This window comes from Halomonas borealis, from assembly GCF_004798905.1.
In the GTDB taxonomy this organism is placed as follows: Bacteria; Pseudomonadota; Gammaproteobacteria; order Pseudomonadales; family Halomonadaceae; genus Halomonas; species Halomonas borealis.
The window spans coordinates 160,579-183,325 of the sequence record NZ_SDMO01000004.1; the positions used below are offsets into that span (position 1 = coordinate 160,579).

Annotated in this window: 21 protein-coding genes; 18 read left to right on the forward strand and 3 right to left on the reverse strand. The window is 67.0% G+C overall.

Annotated elements, in window-relative coordinates; genetic code table 11:
* Positions 1 to 18: 18 nt before the first annotated feature.
* From ETC07_RS06245 to ETC07_RS06255, 3 genes are all read right to left on the reverse strand, one after another.
* Positions 19 to 786, reverse strand: a complete 768-nt coding sequence (locus ETC07_RS06245; protein ID WP_136247641.1) for an SDR family NAD(P)-dependent oxidoreductase — start codon at positions 784 to 786, stop codon at positions 19 to 21.
* Complete coding sequence (locus ETC07_RS06250) at positions 783 to 1,940, reverse strand: aromatic ring-hydroxylating oxygenase subunit alpha (protein WP_136247642.1); 1,158 nt, start codon at positions 1,938 to 1,940, stop codon at positions 783 to 785. The genes ETC07_RS06245 and ETC07_RS06250 overlap by 4 nt, the downstream gene beginning before the upstream one ends.
* A 183-nt stretch (positions 1,941 to 2,123) precedes the next feature.
* On the reverse strand, positions 2,124 to 3,023 hold the full coding sequence (locus ETC07_RS06255) for a LysR family transcriptional regulator (protein ID WP_136247643.1): 900 nt from the start codon (positions 3,021 to 3,023) through the stop codon (positions 2,124 to 2,126).
* 187 nt (positions 3,024 to 3,210) lie between these two features.
* Between ETC07_RS06255 and leuC the strand changes: the two genes are divergently transcribed.
* The 18 genes from leuC to ETC07_RS06345 all read left to right on the forward strand — a co-directional run bounded on the left by leuC (position 3,211) and on the right by ETC07_RS06345 (position 22,624).
* Positions 3,211 to 4,674, forward strand: a complete 1,464-nt coding sequence (leuC, locus tag ETC07_RS06260) for a 3-isopropylmalate dehydratase large subunit (protein ID WP_136247644.1) — start codon at positions 3,211 to 3,213, stop codon at positions 4,672 to 4,674.
* Positions 4,675 to 4,677: 3 nt separating this feature from the next.
* A complete protein-coding gene (gene leuD / locus ETC07_RS06265; RefSeq protein WP_136247645.1) occupies positions 4,678 to 5,322 on the forward strand; it encodes a 3-isopropylmalate dehydratase small subunit in 645 nt (214 codons plus the stop codon).
* A gap of 204 nt (positions 5,323 to 5,526) precedes the next feature.
* Entirely contained in the window at positions 5,527 to 6,606 is a 1,080-nt protein-coding gene (gene leuB / locus ETC07_RS06270) for a 3-isopropylmalate dehydrogenase (RefSeq protein WP_136247646.1), read from the forward strand.
* A gap of 164 nt (positions 6,607 to 6,770) precedes the next feature.
* Positions 6,771 to 7,883, forward strand: a complete 1,113-nt coding sequence (gene asd / locus ETC07_RS06275) for an aspartate-semialdehyde dehydrogenase (protein WP_136247647.1) — start codon at positions 6,771 to 6,773, stop codon at positions 7,881 to 7,883.
* Between the two features lie 205 nt (positions 7,884 to 8,088).
* Positions 8,089 to 9,069 carry a tRNA pseudouridine(38-40) synthase TruA gene (truA, locus tag ETC07_RS06280; RefSeq protein WP_136247648.1) on the forward strand — a complete coding sequence of 327 codons (981 nt, stop codon included), beginning with the start codon at positions 8,089 to 8,091 and terminating at the stop codon, positions 9,067 to 9,069.
* A 14-nt stretch (positions 9,070 to 9,083) separates the two neighbouring features.
* Positions 9,084 to 9,734 (forward strand): phosphoribosylanthranilate isomerase, encoded by a 651-nt coding sequence (locus ETC07_RS06285; RefSeq protein WP_136247649.1) that lies wholly within the window; start codon positions 9,084 to 9,086, stop codon positions 9,732 to 9,734.
* A 52-nt stretch (positions 9,735 to 9,786) separates the two neighbouring features.
* Complete coding sequence (gene trpB, locus ETC07_RS06290) at positions 9,787 to 11,001, forward strand: tryptophan synthase subunit beta (RefSeq protein WP_136247650.1); 1,215 nt, start codon at positions 9,787 to 9,789, stop codon at positions 10,999 to 11,001.
* 9 nt (positions 11,002 to 11,010) lie between these two features.
* On the forward strand, positions 11,011 to 11,814 hold the full coding sequence (gene trpA, locus ETC07_RS06295; protein WP_136247651.1) for a tryptophan synthase subunit alpha: 804 nt from the start codon (positions 11,011 to 11,013) through the stop codon (positions 11,812 to 11,814).
* A 71-nt stretch (positions 11,815 to 11,885) separates the two neighbouring features.
* Complete coding sequence (accD, locus tag ETC07_RS06300; RefSeq protein WP_136247652.1) at positions 11,886 to 12,917, forward strand: acetyl-CoA carboxylase, carboxyltransferase subunit beta; 1,032 nt, start codon at positions 11,886 to 11,888, stop codon at positions 12,915 to 12,917.
* Positions 12,883 to 14,241 carry a bifunctional tetrahydrofolate synthase/dihydrofolate synthase gene (gene folC / locus ETC07_RS06305; protein WP_136247653.1) on the forward strand — a complete coding sequence of 453 codons (1,359 nt, stop codon included), beginning with the start codon at positions 12,883 to 12,885 and terminating at the stop codon, positions 14,239 to 14,241. Before accD ends, folC begins: the two co-directional genes overlap by 35 nt.
* A complete protein-coding gene (locus tag ETC07_RS06310) occupies positions 14,238 to 14,918 on the forward strand; it encodes an SPOR domain-containing protein (protein WP_136247654.1) in 681 nt (226 codons plus the stop codon). The genes folC and ETC07_RS06310 overlap by 4 nt, the downstream gene beginning before the upstream one ends.
* Positions 14,915 to 15,478, forward strand: a complete 564-nt coding sequence (locus tag ETC07_RS06315) for a CvpA family protein (protein ID WP_136247655.1) — start codon at positions 14,915 to 14,917, stop codon at positions 15,476 to 15,478. The genes ETC07_RS06310 and ETC07_RS06315 overlap by 4 nt, the downstream gene beginning before the upstream one ends.
* A gap of 57 nt (positions 15,479 to 15,535) precedes the next feature.
* The gene (gene purF / locus ETC07_RS06320; RefSeq protein ID WP_136247656.1) at positions 15,536 to 17,056 is read left to right on the forward strand and encodes an amidophosphoribosyltransferase; all 1,521 of its coding nucleotides are present in this window, start codon (positions 15,536 to 15,538) and stop codon (positions 17,054 to 17,056) included.
* A gap of 12 nt (positions 17,057 to 17,068) precedes the next feature.
* Positions 17,069 to 18,268 (forward strand): O-succinylhomoserine sulfhydrylase, encoded by a 1,200-nt coding sequence (locus ETC07_RS06325; RefSeq protein ID WP_136247657.1) that lies wholly within the window; start codon positions 17,069 to 17,071, stop codon positions 18,266 to 18,268.
* Between the two features lie 129 nt (positions 18,269 to 18,397).
* Positions 18,398 to 18,976, forward strand: coding sequence for a cytochrome b (locus tag ETC07_RS06330; RefSeq protein ID WP_136247658.1), 579 nt, complete (start codon positions 18,398 to 18,400; stop codon positions 18,974 to 18,976).
* A 40-nt stretch (positions 18,977 to 19,016) separates the two neighbouring features.
* The gene (locus ETC07_RS06335; protein WP_136247659.1) at positions 19,017 to 19,601 is read left to right on the forward strand and encodes a YceI family protein; all 585 of its coding nucleotides are present in this window, start codon (positions 19,017 to 19,019) and stop codon (positions 19,599 to 19,601) included.
* 235 nt (positions 19,602 to 19,836) lie between these two features.
* The gene (locus ETC07_RS06340) at positions 19,837 to 21,123 is read left to right on the forward strand and encodes an MATE family efflux transporter (protein WP_168709178.1); all 1,287 of its coding nucleotides are present in this window, start codon (positions 19,837 to 19,839) and stop codon (positions 21,121 to 21,123) included.
* A gap of 241 nt (positions 21,124 to 21,364) precedes the next feature.
* Entirely contained in the window at positions 21,365 to 22,624 is a 1,260-nt protein-coding gene (locus ETC07_RS06345; protein ID WP_136247660.1) for a D-amino acid dehydrogenase, read from the forward strand.
* Positions 22,625 to 22,747: the final 123 nt, after the last annotated feature.

A 22,747-nucleotide genomic window follows, 5' to 3' on the forward strand; every position in this document is an offset into this window, starting at 1 on the left:
TTGTTATCGATACGCGAGTCAGAATCCGCAGACTCCTCCGCCATCCACCGAGAGGATGGCGCCATGAGTGAAGCCGGCGCGGGGCGAGGCGAGATAGAGAATGGCGTCGGCGACTTCCTCGGGGCGGGCCATGCGGCCGATCGGTGCCCGGGATCGGGCTGCCGCCAGGTAGGCCTCGCGATCGCCGCTGGTCTCGGCGGCGGCGTCGATCATGTCGGTGGCCACGTTGCCGGGGCAGACGCAGTTGACGCGGATGCGCCCGGCGAGCTCCAGGGCCAGCGCCCGGGTCAGGTTGACCACCGCCGCCTTGGCCGCCGAATAGGCGCTGCTCGGCGGGAAGCCGATCAGGCCGGCATCGGAGCCCAGGTTCACGGCGTTGCCACCGGTCGCTTCCAGATAAGGCAAGGCGGCTTGCAGGGTGAAGAAGGTGCCTGCCGCGTTGACGTCTATGGTGGTGTCCCAATGGGCCTGGCTGACGGCCTCGAAGGGGACTTCCTCGAATACGCCGGCGGCATTGACCAGGATGTCCAGCCCCCCGAGGTCGGTCACCGCGGCCTCCACCACGGCGGCGCATGAGGCTTGGTCGGACAGTCCCCCCGGCGCGGCGACCACCCGGGCCTGGTCGCCGAGAGCGCGCTGCAGGGCCTCGACGGAGTCTGCGCGGCGGGCGCCGATGGCGACCGTCGCACCTGCCTCGAGGAAGCGGCGCACGGTAGCAGCACCGATCCCGCGGGCACCGCCGGTGACCAGCACCCGCTTGCCGGCGAAAGGCCTCTCGTCCGTCATGCCGGGCCTCCATGCTCGCCGTGAAGGGCGCGATGGACCAGACGATGGAAATTCAGCACCAGGTGTTCGCTCTCGTTGCTGCGCTCGGCGTCGATCATGTAGCGACCCTGGTCGTAGCCAAGCGAGCGCAGCCCCTTCTGCACCGTCACGTTGAGATCGATGTCCTCCGGGCCCAGGTCCTCGTTCATCCAGCGAATGCTGGCACGAGTCACCTCGGGCAGGGCGTCAGGAGCGTGGGCGCTGTAGTAGCCGAAGCGCAGGAGGCTGCGCTCGGCATCCAGCGGGATGATCATGAAGGTGCCCATGCACTGGGAGAACGGGAACTGATAGAAGGTGTTGTGGGGCCACAGGCCGATGTTGAAGAAGCCGTCGCCGTCTTCCACCGGCCGGCCGATGGGGACGCCGTAGGCCTCGTCGGCGTCGCGGTTCGGCGGGGCGCCGTAGGTCCACCAGTTATCGTGGTGGCGCAGGGTGTAGCCGGAGAAGTCGATCAGCGACGCCAGGTCGACATGACAGGGTCCCGAGAGCTGGAAGTGATAGCCCTCGATGGAGTTGTCCATGATCACCTTCCAGTTGGCGGGGACGATGACGTCGTCCTCCTCGATCAGGTTCATCTCGTCGAGGTTGGGGATGGCATCGCGGATCGCCGCTTCGGCACCGGGAAAGAGGTCGTGCATGTCCGCGGCATCGGGATCGAAGTTGAAGTAGACGCCGCCGGCGAAGACCTGCAGGCGTACCGGAGGAATTCGGTAGTCGTCGACGTTGAAGGTCTCGATACGGTCACTGCGCGGGGCGGCTTTGAGGCGGCCGTCGGCGCCGTAGCACCAGGAATGGTAAGCGCAGCGGATCACTCCCTTGCGCACTCCGCGGGTCTCGTTCAGCAGGCGATTGCCACGGTGCTGGCAGACGTTATGGAAGGCATGTAGCTCGCCCTTCTGGTCGCGTATCAGGATCACGCTCTGGTCGAAGATATCGCGCACCACGAAGGCGCCGGACTGATCGAGTTCGTTGACGTGGCAGCCGAAGTGCCAGGCGCCCATGAAGATATGCTCGCGTTCGGCGTTGAATAGCGCCGGGTCGTAGAAGTAGCGGGAGGGTAGGGTCAGGGCAGTTTCGGGGCTCTGGGCAGCCCAAGCCTGGGGCGTCTGTGACATGAATTACCTCGAGCAGCAGGAGTGTGATGCGCTCGAGCTTAGGGAGGAGGATGGCGAGGTGCATGATATTTAACGACATGGCTATATAATTATTTTGATTTTAAGCGGCGTATCAATGTCGTTTAAAATCATATTAGCCGCATTTTTTGCGCCTCTCTTGCGTTTGTTGATTGATATTAGACGTCATTGCTTGAGCCATTGTCTGGCGCGATCCTCCTGGGCTTGATCCAGCTTTTCCAGCATCGAGCGGGCGGCATTGGACAGCGTGCGGTTGCGATGCACCAGGTAACCAAGCGGGCGCTGGATCGGCGGGTGGTCGACCTCGAGCACGTGCAGCTCGTCGTCCACCAGGCGTTCCGGCAGCAGGCTCCAGCCCAGTCCGATGGCGGTCATCATCTTGAGCGTCTCCAGGTAATTGGTGGAAAGCGTCGCCGGCAGTCGCAGGCCGGCGGCGGCGAAGCGCGCCTCGATCAGGCCGCGGGTGAAGGTCAACGGCCCCGGTAGCACGGCATCAACATCACACAGCTCGGCCAGCGCCAGCGGGCCTCGTGCGGCCAGGGGGTGGTCGGGCGCGCAGACGAAGCGCAGCCGGTCGATCCATACCGGAACGGCCTGAAGCTGGGCGTCGGGGTGCGGGGCCAGGGTGGCCACGGCGATCTCCAGCTCGCCATCGAGCACGCCCTGGTAGGCCTGTTCGGAGTCCTGGAAGCGCAGGTCGAGGCGCACCTCGGGGTGCTGGGCGGTGTAGTCCTTGAGCAGCGGTGGCAGCCGGTGCAGGCCGATGTGATGGCTGGTGGACAGCGTCAGGCTACCGGCGACGCGGCCATCCAGGTTACCGAGCGCGCGGCGGCTGTCGTCGACCATGACCAGGATCTGGCGGGCGCGGGGCAAGAGCAGTCGGCCGGCCTCGGTCAGCGTGACCCGGCGGCCGATGCGGTCGAACAGCCGGGTGCCGACCTGGTCTTCCAACGCGGCGATGCGCTTGCTCACGGCCGGCTGAGTGAGGTGCAGCTGTTCGCCGGCCCGCGAGAAGCTGCCGCCGTCGGCCACGGCGAGGAAGGCCTGCAGGCTCTGGGTGTCCATGCGATCTCCTGGGGCTGTTTCGCATTCCTTAATGGAATCCTTTGGATAAATAACATGAATTGCTTTTATGTGCGCGCCGCGTGACACTCATCGCAAAAGCGCCAAGCGCCAAGCGCCAAGCGCCAAGCGCCAAAAGATGAACAGACCGACCGGACACGCACAGGGCGCTCGCGCCCGGGAGAACGAGATGGCAGGCCAGACCCTCTACGACAAGCTGTGGTCGCAACATCTGGTGAAGGAACGCGACGACGGCACCGCCCTGATCTACATCGATCGCCAGCTGCTCCACGAGGTGACCTCGCCCCAGGCCTTCGAGGGTCTGCGCCTGGCGAACCGCCGGCCGTGGCGGATCGATGCCAACCTGGCGACCCCAGACCACAACGTGCCGACCACCCTCAAGGAGCGCGCCGCCGGTAATGCGGGGATCGCCGACCCGGTATCGCTGATCCAGGTCCAGACCCTCGACGACAACTGCCACGAGTTCGGCATCGAGGAGTTTCGCATCAACGACCCGCGCCAGGGCATCGTGCATGTGGTCGGGCCGGAACAGGGCGCGACCCTGCCGGGCATGACCGTGGTCTGCGGCGACTCGCATACCGCCACCCATGGCGCCTTCGCGGCGCTGGCTCACGGCATCGGCACCTCCGAGGTCGAGCACGTGCTGGCCACCCAGTGTCTGCTGGCCCAGAAGATGCAGAACATGCAGGTGCGCGTGGAAGGTGTGCTCGGCGCCGGCGTCACCGCCAAGGACATCGTGCTGGCGATCATCGGCGAGATCGGCACCGCCGGTGGCACCGGCTATGCCATCGAGTTCGCCGGTAGCGCCATCCAGTCGCTGTCCATGGAAGGCCGCATGACGGTCTGCAACATGGCCATCGAGGCCGGCGCCCGGGTCGGCCTGATCGCCGTGGACGACACCACCATCGACTATCTCAAAGGCCGTCACTATGCGCCTTCCGCCGAGCAGTGGGCGGCCGCCGTAGCCGACTGGCGCCACCTGGTCTCCGACGACGATGCCGCCTTCGACAAGGTAGTGACCCTGGACGCCGCGGCGATCGAGCCGCAGGTCAGCTGGGGCACCAGTCCCGAGATGGTCACCGGCATCGGCGGCGAGGTGCCGGACCCGGCCGAGGCCGCCGACGAGACGGCGCGCACGGGGATCATCCGCGCGCTCGACTACATGGGCCTGGCGCCGAAGCAGAAGATCACCGATATCCGCCTCGACAAGGTGTTCATCGGCTCGTGCACCAACTCGCGCATCGAGGATCTGCGTGAGGCCGCCAAGGTGGCTCGCGGCAAGACGGTCGCCGACTCCATCCAGCTGGCCATGGTGGTGCCGGGCTCGGGCCTGGTGAAGCAGCAGGCGGAGGCGGAGGGCCTCGATGCGATCTTCCGTGCGGCCGGTTTCGAATGGCGCGAGCCGGGCTGCTCCATGTGCCTGGCGATGAACGCCGACAAGCTGGGTGCCGGCGAGCACTGCGCCTCGACCTCCAACCGCAACTTCGAGGGCCGCCAGGGCTATGGCGGGCGTACCCATCTGGTGAGCCCGGCGATGGCCGCCGCTGCCGCCATCGCCGGCCACTTCGTCGATGTGCGCGCCCTCGGGGGCGACAGCCCCGCCCACGACGCCATCCCGCAGCAGGAGGCCTGAGCCATGCAGAAATTCGAACGCCTCGACGGCCTGGTCGCACCGCTGGATCGCGCCAATGTCGACACCGACCTGATCATCCCCAAGCAGTTCTTGAAGTCGATCCAGCGCACCGGCTTCGGCGTCAACCTGTTCGACGAGCTGCGCTACCTCGACGAGGGGCAGCCGGGCCAGGACTGCTCGCAGCGTCCGCTCAACCCTGATTTCGTGCTCAACCGGCCACGCTATCAGGGCGCCGGCGTACTGCTGGCGCGCCACAACTTCGGCTGCGGCAGCTCCCGCGAGCATGCGCCTTGGGCGCTGGCCGACTTCGGCTTCCGGGTGGTGATCGCGCCGAGCTTCGCCGACATCTTCTACAATAACGCCTTCAAGAACGGCATCCTGCTGATCACGCTGCCCGAAGTCGTCGTCGACCGCCTGTTCGCCGAGGTCGAGGCCGCCGAGGGATACCGGCTCGAGGTGGACCTCGCCGAGCAGCGTGTCATCACGCCGTCCGGCGAGATCCTTGGGTTCGAGATCGATGCCTTCCGCAAGCATTGCCTGCTCGAAGGGCTCGATGACATCGGCATCACCCTGCAGAACGAGGACGCCATCCGCGCCTTCGAGCAGCAGCACCGTGAGGCCCGGCCCTGGCTGTTCCGAGAAGCTTGAATCGGCAAGAGGCTCGCTGCGTTTCAGCGGCCAGTATCGAGCATGGCCGGCTTCTCAGTGATATGACAGCGGAGCGTCGGAGGCGGGCCAGAGCGGAGGTCCTGCGCCAGGGATGGCGCCGGTAGCGCCCAGGGATGGGTTCACAGCGCCTCCTCGATGGCCTGCGCCCGAGTCAGCTCCGCCTTTCCCAGCAAGGAAGACACGATGACACGCAAGATTCTGGTTCTCCCGGGCGACGGCATCGGCCCGGAAATCACCGCCCAGGCCGGCCGGGTACTGGCCGCCTGCCAGGTTCGTGGCCTGGATGTCGAAGTCGAGCAGGCGCCGGTCGGCGGCACCGCCTATGACCTCGAGGGCTCGCCGTTGCCGGACAGCACCCTGGCCAAGGCCAGAGCCGCCGATGCCGTGCTGCTGGGCGCCGTGGGTGGCCCCAAGTGGGACAAGCTCGAGGACATCGGCAAGCGCCCCGAGAAGGGCCTGCTGGGCCTGCGCAAGGAGCTCGGCCTGTTCGGTAACCTGCGCCCCGCGCTGCTCTATCCGCAGCTGGCCGAGGCCTCGAGCCTCAAGCCCGAGCTGGTTGCCGGCCTGGATATCATGATCGTGCGCGAGCTCACCGGCGGCATCTACTTCGGCCAGCCGCGGGGCATCGAGGAGCGCGATGGCCAGCGGGTCGGCTACAACACCTACGTCTACTCCGAGGCCGAGATAGAGCGCATCGGTCGCGTGGCCTTCGAGATGGCGCAGAAGCGTGGTGGCAAGCTGTGCTCCGTCGACAAGGCCAATGTGCTGGAAGTGACCATGCTGTGGCGCGAGGTCATGGAGCGGCTGGCGCCGGAATACCCGGACGTCGAGTTATCGCACATGTACGTCGACAACGCCGCCATGCAGCTGGTTCGCGCGCCCAAGCAGTTCGATGTGGTGGTCACCGGCAACATGTTCGGCGACATCCTCTCCGACGCCGCAGCCATGTTGACCGGCTCGATCGGTATGCTGCCGTCGGCCTCGCTCAACGAGTCCGGCCAGGGCATGTACGAGCCCTGCCACGGCAGCGCTCCGGATATCGCCGGGCAGGGGCTGGCCAACCCGCTGGCGACCATCCTCTCGGTGGCGATGATGCTGCGTTATTCGCTGGGCGAGTCCGCGCTGGCCGAGCGCATCGAGGCCGCGGTGGGCAAGGTGCTCGACGACGGCCTGCGTACCGCCGATATCGCCGCCGGGGGAGAGGCCCAGGTGTCGACCGTCGAAATGGGCGACGCCGTGCTGGCCGCCTTCGAGGCGCTCTAGGCGTTCGGAGATGATGCCTTTCCGGCGACGTTGCTACACTAGGGTCGCAGGAACGCTATACTTTCCTGTCATTTCGCATCGTGATCGCGACACAGGGGCGCTCGCTGTTAGGCCATGCTTTTTTCTGTAGACTAACGGGTCAAATTCTTTGTGGAGGACTTCACATGTTGAAAGTCGGTTTCGTCGGATGGCGTGGCATGGTCGGTTCCGTGCTCATGCAGCGCATGGTGGAAGATGGCGATTTCAACGGCATCGAACCGATCTTCTTCACCACCTCTCAGGTCGGCCAGCCCGGCCCCGATGTCGGTGTGGACGTGCCTCCGCTGAAGGATGCCTTCGACCTTGAGACGCTCAAGGCGCTCGACGTGGTGATCACCTGCCAGGGCGGGGACTACACCAAGAAGGTCTATGAAGACCTGCGTGGCGGTGGCTGGAAGGGTTACTGGATCGACGCTGCCAGCACCCTGCGCATGGCCGATGACGCCACCATCGTGCTGGACCCGGTCAACCGCAAGGTGATCGACGCGCAGCTGGCGCGCGGCGCCAAGACCTTCGTCGGCGGCAACTGCACCGTCAGCCTGATGCTGATGGGCCTGGGCGGGCTGTTCGAGGCCAACATGGTCGAGTGGATGACCTCCATGACCTACCAGGCGGCGTCCGGCTCCGGTGCCAAGCACATGCGCGAGCTGCTCAACCAGATGGGCGGCCTGCGTGACAGCGTGGCCGATGAGCTCGCCGACCCCGCCAGCGCCATCCTTGAGGTCGATCGCAAGGTTACCGCGGCCATGCGTAGCGGCGATTTCCCGACCGACAACTTCGGTGCGCCCCTGGCCGGCAGCCTGTTGCCGTGGATCGACTCCAAGCTCGACAACGGCCAGAGCCGCGAGGAATGGAAGGGTAACGTCGAGTCCAACAAGATCCTCGGCCTGCAGGACAATCCGGTGCCCATCGATGGCCTCTGCGTGCGTATCGGTGCCATGCGCTCTCACAGCCAGGCGTTCACCATCAAGCTGCGCCAGGACGTGCCGCTCGACGAGATCGAGGACCGCATCGCCAACCATAACGACTGGGTCAAGCTGATTCCCAACGACAAGGATGCCACCATCGACGGCCTGACGCCGGCCGCCGCGACCGGCACCCTGGACGTGCCGGTGGGCCGTCTACGCAAGATGGCCATGGGCGGCGAATATCTCTCGGCCTTCGGCGTCGGCGACCAGCTGTTGTGGGGGGCGGCCGAGCCGCTGAAGCGCATGCTCAAGATCCTGCGCGAGCAGTAAACGACGCGCGCAAGACGACGCGGTAGGTCGTGCATGCCCGGGGGCGCCTTGATCGAGGCGCCCCCGCTTTTTTGCGTACTCGTCGGTGGTTCGGCTTCGCGTGCGCGCCGGCTGGCGTTCGGCGAGTCCGGCAGGGATAATGTGACCCTCTTTTCTCCGCCGGCAAGCGCCGGACGGCACCGCGAGCCGATGACATGATTGCGCCATGAGTTTTTTCCAACGCCTCGACGAAACACAGCCCCTGAGCGGACGCCTGGCCATGTCCGTGGAGTACGACGGCAGCCGGTACTGTGGCTGGCAACGCCTCAAGCATTCGCCTTCCATTCAGGGCTCGCTCGAGAAAGCCTTGTCGAAGGTGGCCAGCGCGCCGGTCGACTTGCATGCCAGTGGGCGCACCGATTCCGGGGTGCATGCGACCCGGCAGGTCGTGCACTTCGACCCGCCGTCGCCGCGCTCGGCGAAAGCCTGGGTATTCGGCGGCAATGCCAACCTGCCGAGCGACATCGCCATCCGTTGGGTCAAGCCGGTGGACCGTGCCTTCCATGCGCGTTTCATGGCCCAGGCGCGCCGTTATCGTTACATCTGGCTCAACCAGACCACGCGGCCGGTGCTGGAGCGAGCCAACGTGATCTGGTGTCGCGACCCGCTGAATGCCGAGGCCATGCATGAGGCCGCTCAGGTGCTGGTGGGCGAGCACGACTTCTCCAGTTTCCGCGCCGCCGGCTGCCAGTCGAGGAGCCCCTGGCGGCACCTGCACTTCGTCGAGGTGCAGCGTCATGGCCCGTATGTGGTGCTCGATGTGCAGGGCAATGCCTTCTTGCACCACATGATTCGCAATATCGCCGGGGCCCTGATGCGGGTCGGGCGCGGTGAGGAGGGCGCCGACTATCTGGCGCGTCTGCTGGCGCTGCAGAACCGTGCGCTCGGCGATATCACCGCGCCAGCCCATGGCCTGCATTTCGTCGACTCGGTCTATGACCCCGCCTGGGAGCTTCCCAGCGAGCCCCTGGGTCCCAACCTGCTGGCCTTCCTGGGCGAGTGGGCGGGAGAGCGCGCCTTGCCGGCCATTCGTCCCGAGCTGCTGCGTGGCAGGACGCGCGCGGAAGGCCTGGCCTTTGCCTCCGCCCGCGACGCGGAGATTGCCGCGCAGGCCTCGAGCCCCGGGGCGGTCGATGACGATGACTGAACAGGAGAACGGGGATGCTTGAGCATGGGCAGGCCCACGGCCGCACTCGGGTCAAGTTCTGCGGCCTGACGCGCCCCGAGGATGTCGACAAGGCCGTGGCGGCGGGCGCCGATGCTCTGGGGTTCGTGCTCTGGCCCGGCAGCAAGCGGGCCATAGACCTCGAGCGCCTGGCGATGCTGACGGCCCGGGTGCCGGCCTTCGTGACACGGGTCGGGCTGTTCGTCGACCCCGATGCCGCGCTGGTGGCGAAGGCCGCCGAGCATCTGGATCTGCTGCAGTTCCACGGCGAGGAGGCGCCGGCGTTCTGTCAGGCCGCTCCGGCGCCCTGGATCAAGGCCTTGCGCATGCATGATGACCTGGATCTCCCCGTGGCGGCCGGCCGCTATGCCGGCGCCCGGGCGCTGTTGCTCGACGCCTATCGCCCGGGGATGCCGGGCGGCACCGGCGAGACCTTCGACTGGTCGCGCATTCCCGCGTGCCTGGCAAAACCTGTTATTCTCGCCGGAGGCCTGACGCCGGCCAATGTGGCGGCGGCCATCGTGGCGGTGCGGCCCTTCGCGGTGGATGTTTCCGGCGGCATCGAGAGCGCACCGGGGATCAAGGGCGAGGCGCCGATGGCCGACTTCCTCCGGGCGGTACAGCGCGGCGATGCCGCAGGCTCATGATCCCGACGAATCCCCCCGACAACCCCTACTGGCGACCCTGTGAGGTGTCTTTGTGAGCAAGTTCAGCGACCTGACCCGACTGCCGGATGCCCGCGGCCATTTCGGCCCCTATGGCGGCCGGTTCGTCTCGGAGACCCTGAGCTTCGCCCTGGAAGACCTGGAGGCGACCTACGCCCAGCTGCGTGACGATCCGGACTTCCAGGCGGAATTCGACCATGACCTGGCCCATTACGTGGGTCGGCCGTCACCGCTCTATCATGCCGAACGGTGGTCGACGCGGCTCGGTGGCGCGCAGATCTGGCTCAAGCGCGAGGACCTGAATCACACCGGCGCCCACAAGGTGAACAACACCATCGGTCAGGCGCTGCTGGCCAAGAAGAGCGGCAAGCCGCGGGTGATCGCCGAGACCGGTGCCGGTCAGCATGGTGTGGCCACCGCCACCGTGGCGGCGCGTCTGGGGCTCGAATGCGACGTCTACATGGGCGCCGAGGACGTCGAGCGCCAGAAGCTCAATGTCTATCGCATGCGCCTGCTGGGCGCCAACGTGATTCCCGTGGAATCCGGCACTCGCACCCTCAAGGATGCCATGAACGAGGCGTTGCGCGACTGGGTCACCAATGTCGATCACACCTTCTACATCATCGGGACCGTGGCCGGGCCGCATCCCTATCCGCAGCTGGTCCGCGACTTCAATGCCGTGGTCGGCCGCGAGGCGCGTCGTCAGGCGGTGGAGGAGTTCGGTCGCCTGCCCGATGCGTTGATCGCCTGCGTGGGGGGCGGTTCCAACGCCATGGGCCTGTTCTATCCCTTCGTCGAAGACGACGAGGTGGCCATGTTCGGCGTCGAGGCCGGTGGCGACGGGGTGGCCACCGGCCGTCACGCCGCCCCCCTGGCATCCGGGGCGCCGCGGGGCGTGCTGCATGGCAACCGTACCTACCTGATGTCCGACGAGGGCGGCCAGGTCAGCGACACCCACTCGATCTCCGCGGGGCTGGACTATCCCGGCGTGGGGCCCGAGCACGCGCTGTGGAAGGACGTCGGGCGGGTCAGCTATGTGACCGCCGACGACGACGCGGTGCTCGAGGCCTTCCGCGAGCTGACCCATGTCGAGGGCATCATGCCGGCGCTCGAGTCGGCCCACGCCCTGGCGCATGCCAAGGTGCTGGCGCCGCAGATGCGGCCCGACCAGCATATCGTGGTCAACCTCTCCGGACGCGGCGACAAGGATATCCTGACGGTCGCCAAGCTCGACGGCATCGAACTCTAGGGGACTCAGATGAATCGTATCGACCAACGCTTCGCCTCGCTCAAGGAACAGGGGCGCCGCGCGCTGATCCCCTACATCACCGCCGGCGATCCGGCGCCGCAGTACACCGTGGGCTACATGCACGCCCTGGTGCGCGCCGGCGCCGATGTCATCGAGCTGGGCGTGCCGTTCTCCGACCCCATGGCCGACGGGCCGGTGATCCAGAAGGCCTGCGAGCGGGCCCTCCAGCATGGCGTGCGCCTGTCCGACCTGATCGAGATGGTGCGCGAGTTCCGCCGTGACGACGCCGAGACTCCGGTGGTGCTGATGGGCTATCTCAACCCGGTCGAGCGGATGGGGCTTGAGCCCTTCGCCGACGCGGCCAAGGACGCCGGCATCGACGGCGTATTGCTCGTCGACATGCCGCCGGAAGAGGCCGACCTGATGGGGCCGGTGCTCAAGGAGCGAGGCCTGGCCTCGATCTTCCTGGTGGCCCCTACCACTCCCCGTGCCCGGGCCGCTACAATATGTGCCCATGGCGAGGGCTATCTCTATTATGTCTCGCTCAAGGGCGTCACGGGGGGCGCCAGCGTCGACGCCGCGGACGTCGCCGATCACCTGGCACCGCTGCGCGAGATGACCGAACTGCCGCTGTGTGTGGGCTTCGGCATTCGTGACGGGGCATCGGCCGCCGAAGTCGGCCGGGTGGCCGATGGAGTGATCGTCGGCAGTGCCCTGGTCTCGCGCATCGCCGAGAATGCCGCGCGCCCCGAGGCGGTTGCCGCCGAACTGGAGGCCGTGCTCGGCGACATGCGTCAGGCCCTGGACGCCTGACGGACCCGAACACCGATTCGACAGTCGTCCCGCCGCGGTGGGACGACCGCAAAAATGGAAGCGTTTCTGACATGAGCTGGCTAGACAAGATCGTGCCCTCGGTGGGCCGCATTCAGCGCAAGGAGCGCCGTTCGAGCGTGCCGGACGGCCTGTGGCGTAAGTGTCCCAAGTGCGAAGGGGTGCTTTATCTGCCGGAACTCGAGAAGCATCAAAACGTCTGTCCCAAGTGCGAGCATCACCTGCGCCTCACGGCACGCAAGCGGCTCGACTGGTTCCTCGACAAGGAAGGTCGCGAGGAGATCGCGGCCGACCTCGAGCCCATCGATCGCTTGAAGTTCCGGGATTCCAAGAAGTACAAGGACCGCCTGGCCGCGGCCCAGAAGTCCACCGGTGAGCAGGATGCCCTGGTGGCCATGAGCGGCCGCCTGGATGGTCTGCCGATGGTGGCGGTGGCCTTCGAGTTCACCTTCATGGGTGGCTCGATGGGTGCCGTGGTCGGCGAGAAGTTCGTGCGTGCCGCCGAGCAGGCGCTGGAACAGGGCGTGCCCCTGGTGTGCTTCGGTGCCTCGGGGGGTGCCCGCATGCAGGAAGCGCTGTTCTCGCTGATGCAGATGGCCAAGACCTCCGCCGCGCTCGAGAAGCTCAAGCAGGCCGGCGTGCCCTACATCTCGGTGTTGACCGATCCGGTCTTCGGTGGCGTTTCCGCGTCGCTGGCCATGCTCGGGGACCTCAACGTCGCCGAACCTAACGCCCTGATCGGCTTCGCCGGCCCGCGGGTCATCGAGCAGACCGTCCGCGAGCAGTTGCCGGAAGGCTTCCAGCGCAGCGAGTTCCTGCTCGAGCACGGCACCGTGGACATGATCGTGCACCGCCACGAGATGCGCGAGCGCCTCGGTGGGGTGCTGCGCAAGCTGACTCACCAGTCGGTCCATGGCGACGCCGACGCCGACGCCGATGTCTCGCCGGCCGTCGAGCCGGCTGCCGCCAGCGAATCGGTCAATGCCGCCGAGCCGGAATCGACCGATACCAGTGAGCCCGATGCGGATGCCGCGCCCGAGTCGCCGAGCGATGCCGGCGAGCCGCGTTCCAACGGTGAGCGCTGAGGCCGCCGTGGGCGATGCCTCTCGCTCCTCGCTCGAGGCCTGGCTGACCCGACTGGAGGCGTCGCATCCGGTGAGCATCGAGCTGGGCCTCGAGCGTGTCGCCGAGGTCGCTCGGCGCATGGGCCTGCTCGACGGGCCCATCGCCGGGCGGACGATCACCGTGGCCGGCACCAATGGCAAGGGCTCCAGCGTGGCCATGCTCGAGGCGCTGGCCCGTGAGCATGGCATCGTCAGCGCCACCTATACCTCTCCTCATCTGCTGCGCTACAACGAGCGGCTGCGCCTCGACGGGGTCGAGGCCAGCGATGCCGCGTTGGTGGCCGGCTTCGAGGCCGTCGAGGCCGCCCGCCTCGACGGCGAGTCGATCAGCCTGACCTATTTCGAGGCCGGCACGCTCGGCGCGCTGCACGCGATTCGCGAACGGGCCCCCGAACTGGCCATCCTCGAGGTGGGGCTGGGAGGGCGCCTCGATGCCGTCAACGTGCTCGACGCCGACGTGGCCGTGGTGACTACCATCGCCCGCGATCATGCCGCCTTCCTGGGTGACGATCTCGAGGTCATCGGCCGTGAGAAGGCCGGCATCATGCGCGCGGGCCGCCCGGCGGTGTTGGGCAGCGAGCGCCTGCCGGCGAGCGTCGCCGACACCGCCGCGGCCCTGGGGGCCGAGCGACACGCACTGGGCGACACGTTTCGCCGTGAGCCGCAGGGCGAGGGCTGGTCCTGGTCGGGGCGGGACGCCGCGGGCGGCGTCTGCCGCCTCGCGGCATTACCCGATCCCGGCCTGCCGCTGGACAACGCCGCCACGGCATTGCAGGCGTTCGTCCTGGCCGGCTGGGCGCTCGAGGCCGAGGCCTGTCGCCGGGCGTTGTCGCGGGTCGAGCTGCCCGGGCGCATGCAGTGGCGTGGCCAATGGTGCCTGGATGTCGGCCATAACCCTCATGCCGCGAGCTACCTGGCCGAACGCCTGGCCGCTCGACCCTGCGCCGGACGCACCATCGCGCTGCTGGGTATGCTCGCCGACAAGGACGCCAAGGGCGTCATCGACGCGCTGGCACCGGCGGTCGACGCCTGGCTACCGGTGAGCCTCGCGGGCGAGCGGGCGCGCAGCGCCGCGGCACTGGCCGACTGCCTCGAGTCGCTCGGCCAACCCGTGCTGCATCGGGCGGAGTCTCCGGCGGCCGGCGTGGCCTGGCTGGCCGAGCGCCTGGATCCGGCCGACCGGGTCCTGGTCTGCGGCTCCTTCTTCACTGTGGCCGACGTGCTGGCGGCCTGGGCCAAGCCGGCGCAGACTGCCATGGAGGCCGGCAACGAGGGAACGAGATGAAGTATGGATGGCGAGAGCGGATCAGCGGTGCGCTGATCCTGTTGGCCCTGGCGGTGATCTTCCTGCCGCTGTTGTTCGATGATCCGGCGCCGCGAGAGGATCGGCCCCGGCCGACGATGACCATCGAGCAGCCGATCGAGGTGCCACACCGGGAGCCCGAGGCGCCGACGCCTCCGGACGAGGTATCGTCACGCGATCAGGCGTCGGGCGGCGATGAGACCGCCACGCTCGATACGGGACAAGCCGTAGCGTCGCGCGACGCGCAGGATGCCGACGGGGCCGGCGAGGGCCAGGAGACGGCCGACGCCGAGCCGGAACCGAAACCTGAGCCGAGCCCCGCGCCACCCGCCGAGGAGGTCGAGACCGAGGTCGATCCTATCGCCGATTTGGCGCGGGCGGCCGATGAGCGGATGGCGGCCGCCGACGAGCCGACCCGCGAAGCGGTGTCCGGCGGCGAGTGGGCGGTGCAGGTGGGCAGCTTCGGCGAGCCCGCCAACGCCGAGCGTCTCGAGGCACGCCTCGCGGACGAGGGTTTCCCCGCCTATCGGCGCCCGCGGGACGACCGCCTGACCACCGTGTACGTCGGCCCCTACGCCAGCAGCGAGGTCGCCGAGCGCGCGATGACCGAGCTCAAGGCTGACCTCAATCTTCAGGGACTGCTGGTGGAGGCGGAGTGACACTGACCTGGCTGGACTGGCTGTTCGTGGCGGTGCTGGCCGTCACCGGTATCGCCGGGCTGATGCGCGGCCTGGTCCGCGAGGCGCTTGGCCTGGCGGCCTGGGTGGTGGCGCTGCTGGCGGCGCGCTGGCTCGCCGATCCCCTGGCGGCACGGCTCGATGGCCTGATCGACAGCCCCGACGGTCGCCTGATCCTGGCCTTCGTGCTGGTGGTGCTCGGCGTCATCCTGGCCTGTGGCGTGATCATCCGTCTGATCCAGGCCGCCGTGGAATGGGTCGGCATGGGCCTGTTCAATCGCGTGGCCGGCGCCGCCTTCGGCCTGGCCAAGGGCGGCGCGATCCTGGTGGTGGTCACGCTGCTGATCGGCCTGACCCCGCTGGACAAGCTCGAGGCCTGGCAACAGGCGACCCTGCGACCCCCCTTCGAACAGTTGAAGGGTTGGGCGATCGGTCGTCTGGCGGCCTGGGAAGGGCGGTTGCCGGTCTCCCCCGCATCCTTCGGCGATCCCGCCTCCCTCATGCCGCCTCAGGCGGCGGATGACGAGATCGCCACCCCCTGACACGATCGAACGCGGCGGCCGCGTGCCGCCCAACCAAGGTAAGCGAGGTAAGGTGTAATGTGCGGTATCGTGGGCCTGATGGCCAAACAGGCAGTGAACCAGGGGATCTACGATGCCCTGACGGTGTTACAACACCGTGGCCAGGATGCCGCCGGCATGATGACCTGGAATGGTGGGCGTTTCCTGTTGCGCAAGAGTAACGGCCTGGTACGTGACGTCTTCCATACCCGCCACATGGCTCGCCTCCAGGGTAACCTGGGCATCGGCCACGTGCGCTATCCCACCGCCGGTTCGTCCAGCGAGGCGGAATCCCAGCCGTTCTACGTCAACTCGCCCTATGGCATCTCGCTGGCCCATAACGGCAACCTGACCAACGCCGACCAGCTCAAGCAGGAGCTGTTCTCCTCCGACCTGCGCCACATCAACACCAGTTCCGACTCCGAGGTGCTGCTCAACGTCTTCGCCCACGAGCTGGGCAAGCAGGGGCCGCACCTGACGCCGGGCGATATCTTCGATGCCGTGCGTCGCGTGCATCGTCGTTGCCTGGGTGGCTATGCGGCGGTGGCGATCATCAACGGCGTGGGCATGGTGGCCTTCCGCGATCCCAACGGGATCCGTCCGGTGGTGTTCGGTAGCCGCGACGAGGGAGAGGGCCAGGAGGTGATGATCGCCTCCGAGTCGGTGGCGTTGGACGTCGGCGGCTTCGAGCTGCACCGCGACCTGGCGCCGGGCGAGGCGATCTTCGTCGACATGGACGGCGAGATCCACACCCAGCAGTGTGCCGATGCGCCGCGGCTGGCGCCCTGCATCTTCGAGCATGTCTATCTGGCGCGCCCGGATACCCTGCTCGATGGTGCCTACGTCTACGGCACCCGCATGGCGATGGGCCGCAAGCTCGCCGATCGCATCAAGCAGGAATGGCCGGACCATGACATCGACGTGGTCATCCCGATTCCCGATACCTCGCGGACCTCGGCCCTGGAGCTGGCCCAGCACCTGGGTGTGACCTATCGGGAAGGCTTCATGAAGAACCGCTATATCGGGCGGACCTTCATCATGCCGGGCCAGACACAGCGCAAGAAGTCGGTGCGCCAGAAGCTCAACGCCATCGATATCGAGTTCGAAGACAAGAACGTGCTGCTGGTGGACGATTCCATCGTGCGCGGTACCACCTGCAATCAGATCATCCAGATGGCTCGGGAGGCCGGCGCCAAGAACGTCTACTTCGCCTCCGCGGCGCCGCCCGTGCGCTATCCCAACGTCTACGGCATCGACATGCCGGTGGCCAACGAGCTGATCGCCCATGGTCGCAGCGAGGCCGAGGTCGGCGAGCTGATCGGTGCCGATCGCATGATCTATCAGGACCTCGAGGACCTGAAGGTCGCCTGTCGCGAGATCAACCCGGCTCTGGAAGACTTCGACTGCTCGGTGTTCGATGGTCGCTACATCACCGGCGACATCGACGATGCCTATCTGGCCGCCCTGGAGGCCAATCGCAACGACGATGCCAAGTCGGAGCAGAGCGCCGGGGACCACGCGCTGGTGGGGATGCACAACCAGGATGACGATACCGACTGACGAGGAAGCGCCATGCACGACGAATCTCACCCCGAGACGCAGTGGGGGCTCGATACCCTGGCGATCCGCACCGGGCACCATCGCACCGCCGAGCAGGAACACGGCGAGCCGATCTTCCCGACCTCGAGCTTCGTCTACGAGAGCGCCGCCGAGGCGGCGCGCAAGTTCGTGGGCGAGGAGCCAGGCAATGTCTACTCGCGCTTCACCAATCCCACGGTGCAGACCTTCGAGCGCCGCCTCGCGGCCCTGGAGGGCGGCGAGCGTTGCGTGGCCACGAGTTCCGGGATGGCGGCGATTCTTTCCACGGCGCTGGCGCTGCTGCAGGCCGGCGACGAGATCGTCGCCTCGCGCTCGTTGTTCGGCTCCACGGTGAGCCTGTTCGACAAGTATCTGGGTAAATTCGGCATCACCACCCGCTACGTCGAGCTCTCCGACCTGGCGGCCTGGGAAGCGGCCATCACGCCCTCCACCAAGCTGCTGTTCGCCGAGACGCCGTCGAACCCGTTGTCCGAGGTGGGCGACATCTCCGCCTTGGCCGAGCTGGCCCATCGCCACGGGGCCTGGCTTGCCATCGACAACTGCTTCCTGACGCCGGCGCTGCAGAAGCCGCTGGCGCTGGGCGCCGACCTGGTGATCCACTCCGCCACCAAGTACCTGGACGGCCAGGGCAGGGCGATCGGCGGTGCCGTGGTGGGCCCCGACGCGCTGCTGGCGGAGCTGTTCGGCGTGGTGCGTACCTGCGGACCCTGCCTGAGCCCCTTCAACGCCTGGATCTTCCTCAAGGGCCTCGAGACCCTGGGGCTACGCATGCAGGCCCACTGCGACAACGCCCAGCGGCTCGCCGAATGGCTCGAGGCGCATCCGGCGGTGGAGCGGGTCTACTATAGCGGCCTGGCCAGCCATCCTCAGCAGGCGCTGGCCGCGCGTCAGCAGAAGGGCGCCGGCGCCGTGCTCGGGGTCGAGATCCGGGGCGGGCGCGAGGCGGCCTGGTCGGTGATCGATGCCACGCGCATGCTGTCGATCACCGGCAACCTGGGCGACGTCAAGTCCACCATCACCCATCCGGCGACCACCACCCATGGGCGCCTGTCGGACGAGCAGAAGCGTGCCGCCGGTATTCGCGAGGGCCTGATCCGCCTGTCGGTAGGACTCGAGGATGTCGCCGATGTCCAGGCCGATCTGGCCCGTGGCCTCGACGCGCTGATCCGCTGACGCGAAGCCATCCGCATGCTGCTCGGACGGCATGCGGATTTTTTGAACGCAGCATGCGGCTTTTTTCAGCGGATTCACGCGTCTCGTTCGGGTAGTCTGGCCTCTCATTCATCCCGCTCGGGAGCGGTCATGTGGCGTAATACCTCCTCCGGCTGGGGCATCATCAGTATCCTGCTGCACTGGCTGAGCGCGCTGGCCTTCGTGGGTCTCTTCGTGCTGGGCTGGTGGATGACCGGTCTTGGCTATTACGATGGCTGGTATAACCTGGCGCCTTGGTGGCATCGTTCGGTGGGCATGCTGCTGTTGGCCGTGACCCTGGTTCGCCTGGTTTGGCGCTTCATGCAGCCGGCCCCGCGACTGCCTGGCTCGCGCCTGGAGCGCGTGGCCGCCCATCTGGGGCACAGCGGGCTCTATGGGCTGATGTTGCTGGTGCTGGTCAGTGGCTACTTGATCTCCACGGCCGAGGGCGCCGGCATCGGAGTGTTCGGCCTCATCGAGGTGCCGGCGCTGGTGACGGGGCTACCCGATCAGGCGAGCCTGGCCGGGCTGATCCACTGGTATGCGGCCTTGGCGCTGATGGGGCTGGCCGCCGGCCACGCCCTGGTGGCGCTCAAGCACCATTGGCTGGATCGCCATGACACCCTGAAGCGCATGCTGTCACCTCGTTTCGCCCAGGCTCGCCGCCGCGGCGGGTCATCTCACGACTGAACCCTGTCACGCATCACCGAAACCTCGTAAGGAGTCCGCGATGTTCAAGAAAACCGCCCTCAGTGCCGCCTTGGCCGCCGCTTCATTGGTGCCGTTCTCCCAGGCTCAGGCCGCCGACTACGCCCTCGATACCGACGGTCAGCATGCCTTCATCCAATTCAAGATCAGCCACCTGGGCTTCTCCTATATCCTGGGTAGCCTCGAGGAGTTCAGCGGCGGGTTCAGCTACGATCCCCAGAACCCGGAGGCCGCCTCGGCCAACCTGGAGGTGGATGTTGCCAGCTTGACCACCAACCACGCCGAGCGTGACAAGCACATCAAGAGCGACGACTTCCTCGACGTGGCCGAGTACCCGAGTGCCAGCTTCTCGTCCACCGGCTTCGAACCCTCCGGGGAAGGCGAGGGCGTGCTGACCGGTGAGCTGACCCTGCACGGAGAGACGCATACCATCGAGATGCCGGTGACCCTGCTCGGCGAAGGCGACGATCCCTGGGGCAACTATCGCGCGGGATTCGAGGGCACGACGACCCTGACGCTTGCCGATTACGGCATCGACATGTCGGACTTCCCGGCGCCGATGCATGAACTCGAGCTCTACGTGACCTTCGAGGGCATCCGCCAGTAAGCCACTCGGCTTTTCTCCTCGACAGTCAGCGCGCCCGGCCCTTGGCCGGGCGCGCTGCGTTGGTGGCGGCCCTCGACGTGCGTCGCCCGCGATGAGGGGATCGTTGCGCGCCTGAGCCACGACGCGACTTCGCGTAGAATGGGCCGCCTTTGAACATCGCCACGGAGTCCTTGTGTTGCGAAACGATCAGAATGCCCCCCCGTTGGGGGTGACACTCTGGCGCCAGACCTGGCCGATGGCCATCGGCGTGTTGTCCTTGCTGGGTTTCCAGCTGGTCGATAGTGCCTTCGTGGCCCGGTTGGGTACCGCGCCACTGGCCGCCCAATCCTTCACCCTGCCACTGTCTTTCCTGATCATCGGCGTGCAGGTGGGCATGGGCATCGCCATCGCCGCCTTGATCTCCCGGGCGCTGGGCGGCGGAGAAGAGGCGCGTGCCCGTCGGCTGGGCAGCCTGGTGCTGCTGGTCGGGGCGCTGGTCATCGCCGGGTTGGCATGGGGGTTGTGGCTGGCTCAGGCGCCGATCTTCCGGCGCCTGGGGGCCGTGCCTGAGTCGCTGTCACTGATCCGCGCCTACTGGGGGCCTCAGCTGCTCTCCGCCTGGGTGGGGGCGCTGCTCTATTTCGCCTACAGCCTGTTTCGCGCCCATGGCAATACGCGTCTGCCAGGATCGCTGATGGTCCTCACCAGCCTGGCCAATCTGGCCCTCGACCCGCTTTTGATCTTCGGCATCGGCGACTGGCCGGGGCTAGGCTTGCCGGGCGCGGCCTGGGCCACGGTGCTGGCCATGCTGGTAGGCCTGGCGGTGATGGGCGTGCGCCTGATGGGGACCGACTGGCTGGCCACGCGTGGTCTGTGGGAAGAGGCTCGGCAGTCGCTGCGCCCCTTCCTCGGCATCGCCGGACCGGCCATGATCAGCCAGCTGATGCCGCCGCTGGCCGCCATGCTGGCGATATCGGTGGTGGCGCGGCTCGGTGAGTCCCAGGTCGCGGCCTGGGGGCTGGCCAGCCGCCTGGAGACGGTCTCGCTGATGGCGGTGTTGGCGATGACCATGTCGCTGCCTCCCTGGCTGGGGCGTTGCTACGGTGCCGGTGACTGGCCGCAGGTACACCGCCTGATGCGCCTCGCACTCAAGGTGGTGGTGGTCTGGCAGCTGGCGCTGGGGCTGGTGCTGGCGCTGGCCGCGCCTTGGGTGGCCGTGGCCCTCGCCGGCACCGCGGAGGTCAGCACCGACCTGACGGTATTGATGCGCTGCTTGCCGCCGAGCTATGCCGCGTTAGGGGTCTGCATGCTGGTGGTGTCCGCCGGCAATGCGCTGGGCTGGCCGTTACGGGCGATGCTGATGTCCGCCGCGCGGCTGTTCGTCTTCTATCTGCCCTGCCTGGGCGCGGGGGCCTGGCTGGGTGGCCTGCCGGGGCTGGCGCTGGGGGCTGCGTTGGGCAATCTGCTGGCCGGCCTTGCGGCCTGGGGGCTGTTGCGGCGCATCCTGGCCAGCCCCCGACGCCAGGCGTCGGTTTCAGGGTAGTGATATATCCTGTTTTTTAAGGTAATAGTTGGTATCTATTTCAATTTTAATAAAATATTTGAAGAATCTGGTAAATCTAGTGGTTAATAATAGCAAAATCATCTGATCGGCTTCTCCTATACTCTCCCACATCTTATCGTCCGGGGTGGCCCGGACGATCTCGCATCCGCATCCGCATCCGCATCCGCATGCGACACGGCGATCGACAAGACGCCTCAGACCATCAGGGGGAGAGCAGCGCATGAAGGTACTGATTCTCGGTAGTGGCGTGGTGGGCGTCACCAGCGCCTATTATCTGGCGCGTCAGGGCCATGAGGTAACCGTGGTGGACCGCCAGGCCGCGCCGGCCATGGAGACCAGCTACGGTAACGCCGGGCAGGTGTCCTTCGGTTTCTCCTCACCCTGGGCCGCACCGGGTATTCCGCAGAAGGCGGTGAAGTGGATGTTCCAGGAGCATGCGCCGCTGAAGATTCAGCCGCGCATGGATCCGACCATGGCGCGTTTCATGGCCAAGATGTTCGGCAACTGCACCGCCGAGCGTTATGCCGTGAATAAGGAGCGCATGGTGCGTATCGCCGAGCACAGCCGAACCTGCATCGACGAGCTGCGGGCCGAGACGGGCATCCGCTACGAGGATCGCCAGCGCGGGCTGCTGCAGCTGTTCCGGTATGACAGCCAGGTCGAGGCCGTGGCCAAGGACATGCAGGTCCTCGAGCGGTGTGGCGTGCGTCACCGGCTGCTCGGCGCCGACGAGATCACGACGGTCGAGCCGGCGCTGTCCCGGGTGCCCGGCAAGTTCGTCGGCGGCCTGCACCTCCCCGACGACCAGACCGGCGATTGCCATCTGTTCACCAACCGCCTGGCCGATTACTGTCGCGAGCAGCTGGGCGTCGAGTTCCGTTTCGGCGTCGACATCCAGCGTATCCGTCGCGGCAATGCCGGTGTCGAGGGTGTGATCACCAGTGCCGGCGAACTGACCGCCGATGCCTATGTGGTCTGCCTGGGCAGTTACTCGCCGTTCCTGGTCAAGGACCTGGGGGTGCGCCTGCCGATCTATCCGGTCAAGGGTTACAGCCTGACGGTGCCGGTGGTAGACGACGGCGGGGCACCGCAGTCCACGGTGATGGACGAGACCTACAAGGTGGCGATCTCGCGCTTCGACGATCGCATCCGTGTGGGCGGTACCGCCGAGCTGGCGGGTCACGACCTGAGCCTGCCCGAGAAGCGTCGGGCGACCATCGACATGGTGGTGCGTGACGTCTTCCCCGAGGGGGGCGACGCGGATCGCGCCGAGTTCTGGAGCGGCCTGCGGCCGATGACGCCGGACTCGACGCCGATCGTCGGGGCGACCCGCTATGACAACCTGTGGCTCAACACCGGCCACGGCACCCTTGGCTGGACCATGAGCTGCGGCAGTGCCCAGCTGCTGTCCGACCTGATGGCGTCGAGCGAGCCGCGTATCGATCCGCAGGGGCTCGACGTCTCGCGCTACGTCGCCTGACGCCACGCCTGTTCGCCGAAGACCGCCACGGCCCGCGCTCCTGCGCGGGCCGTCGTCGTATGAGGGGCGCGTGGCAGGCGACAAAGAAAACGCCCGGGCCACAGGGCCCGGGCGTCGTGTCAC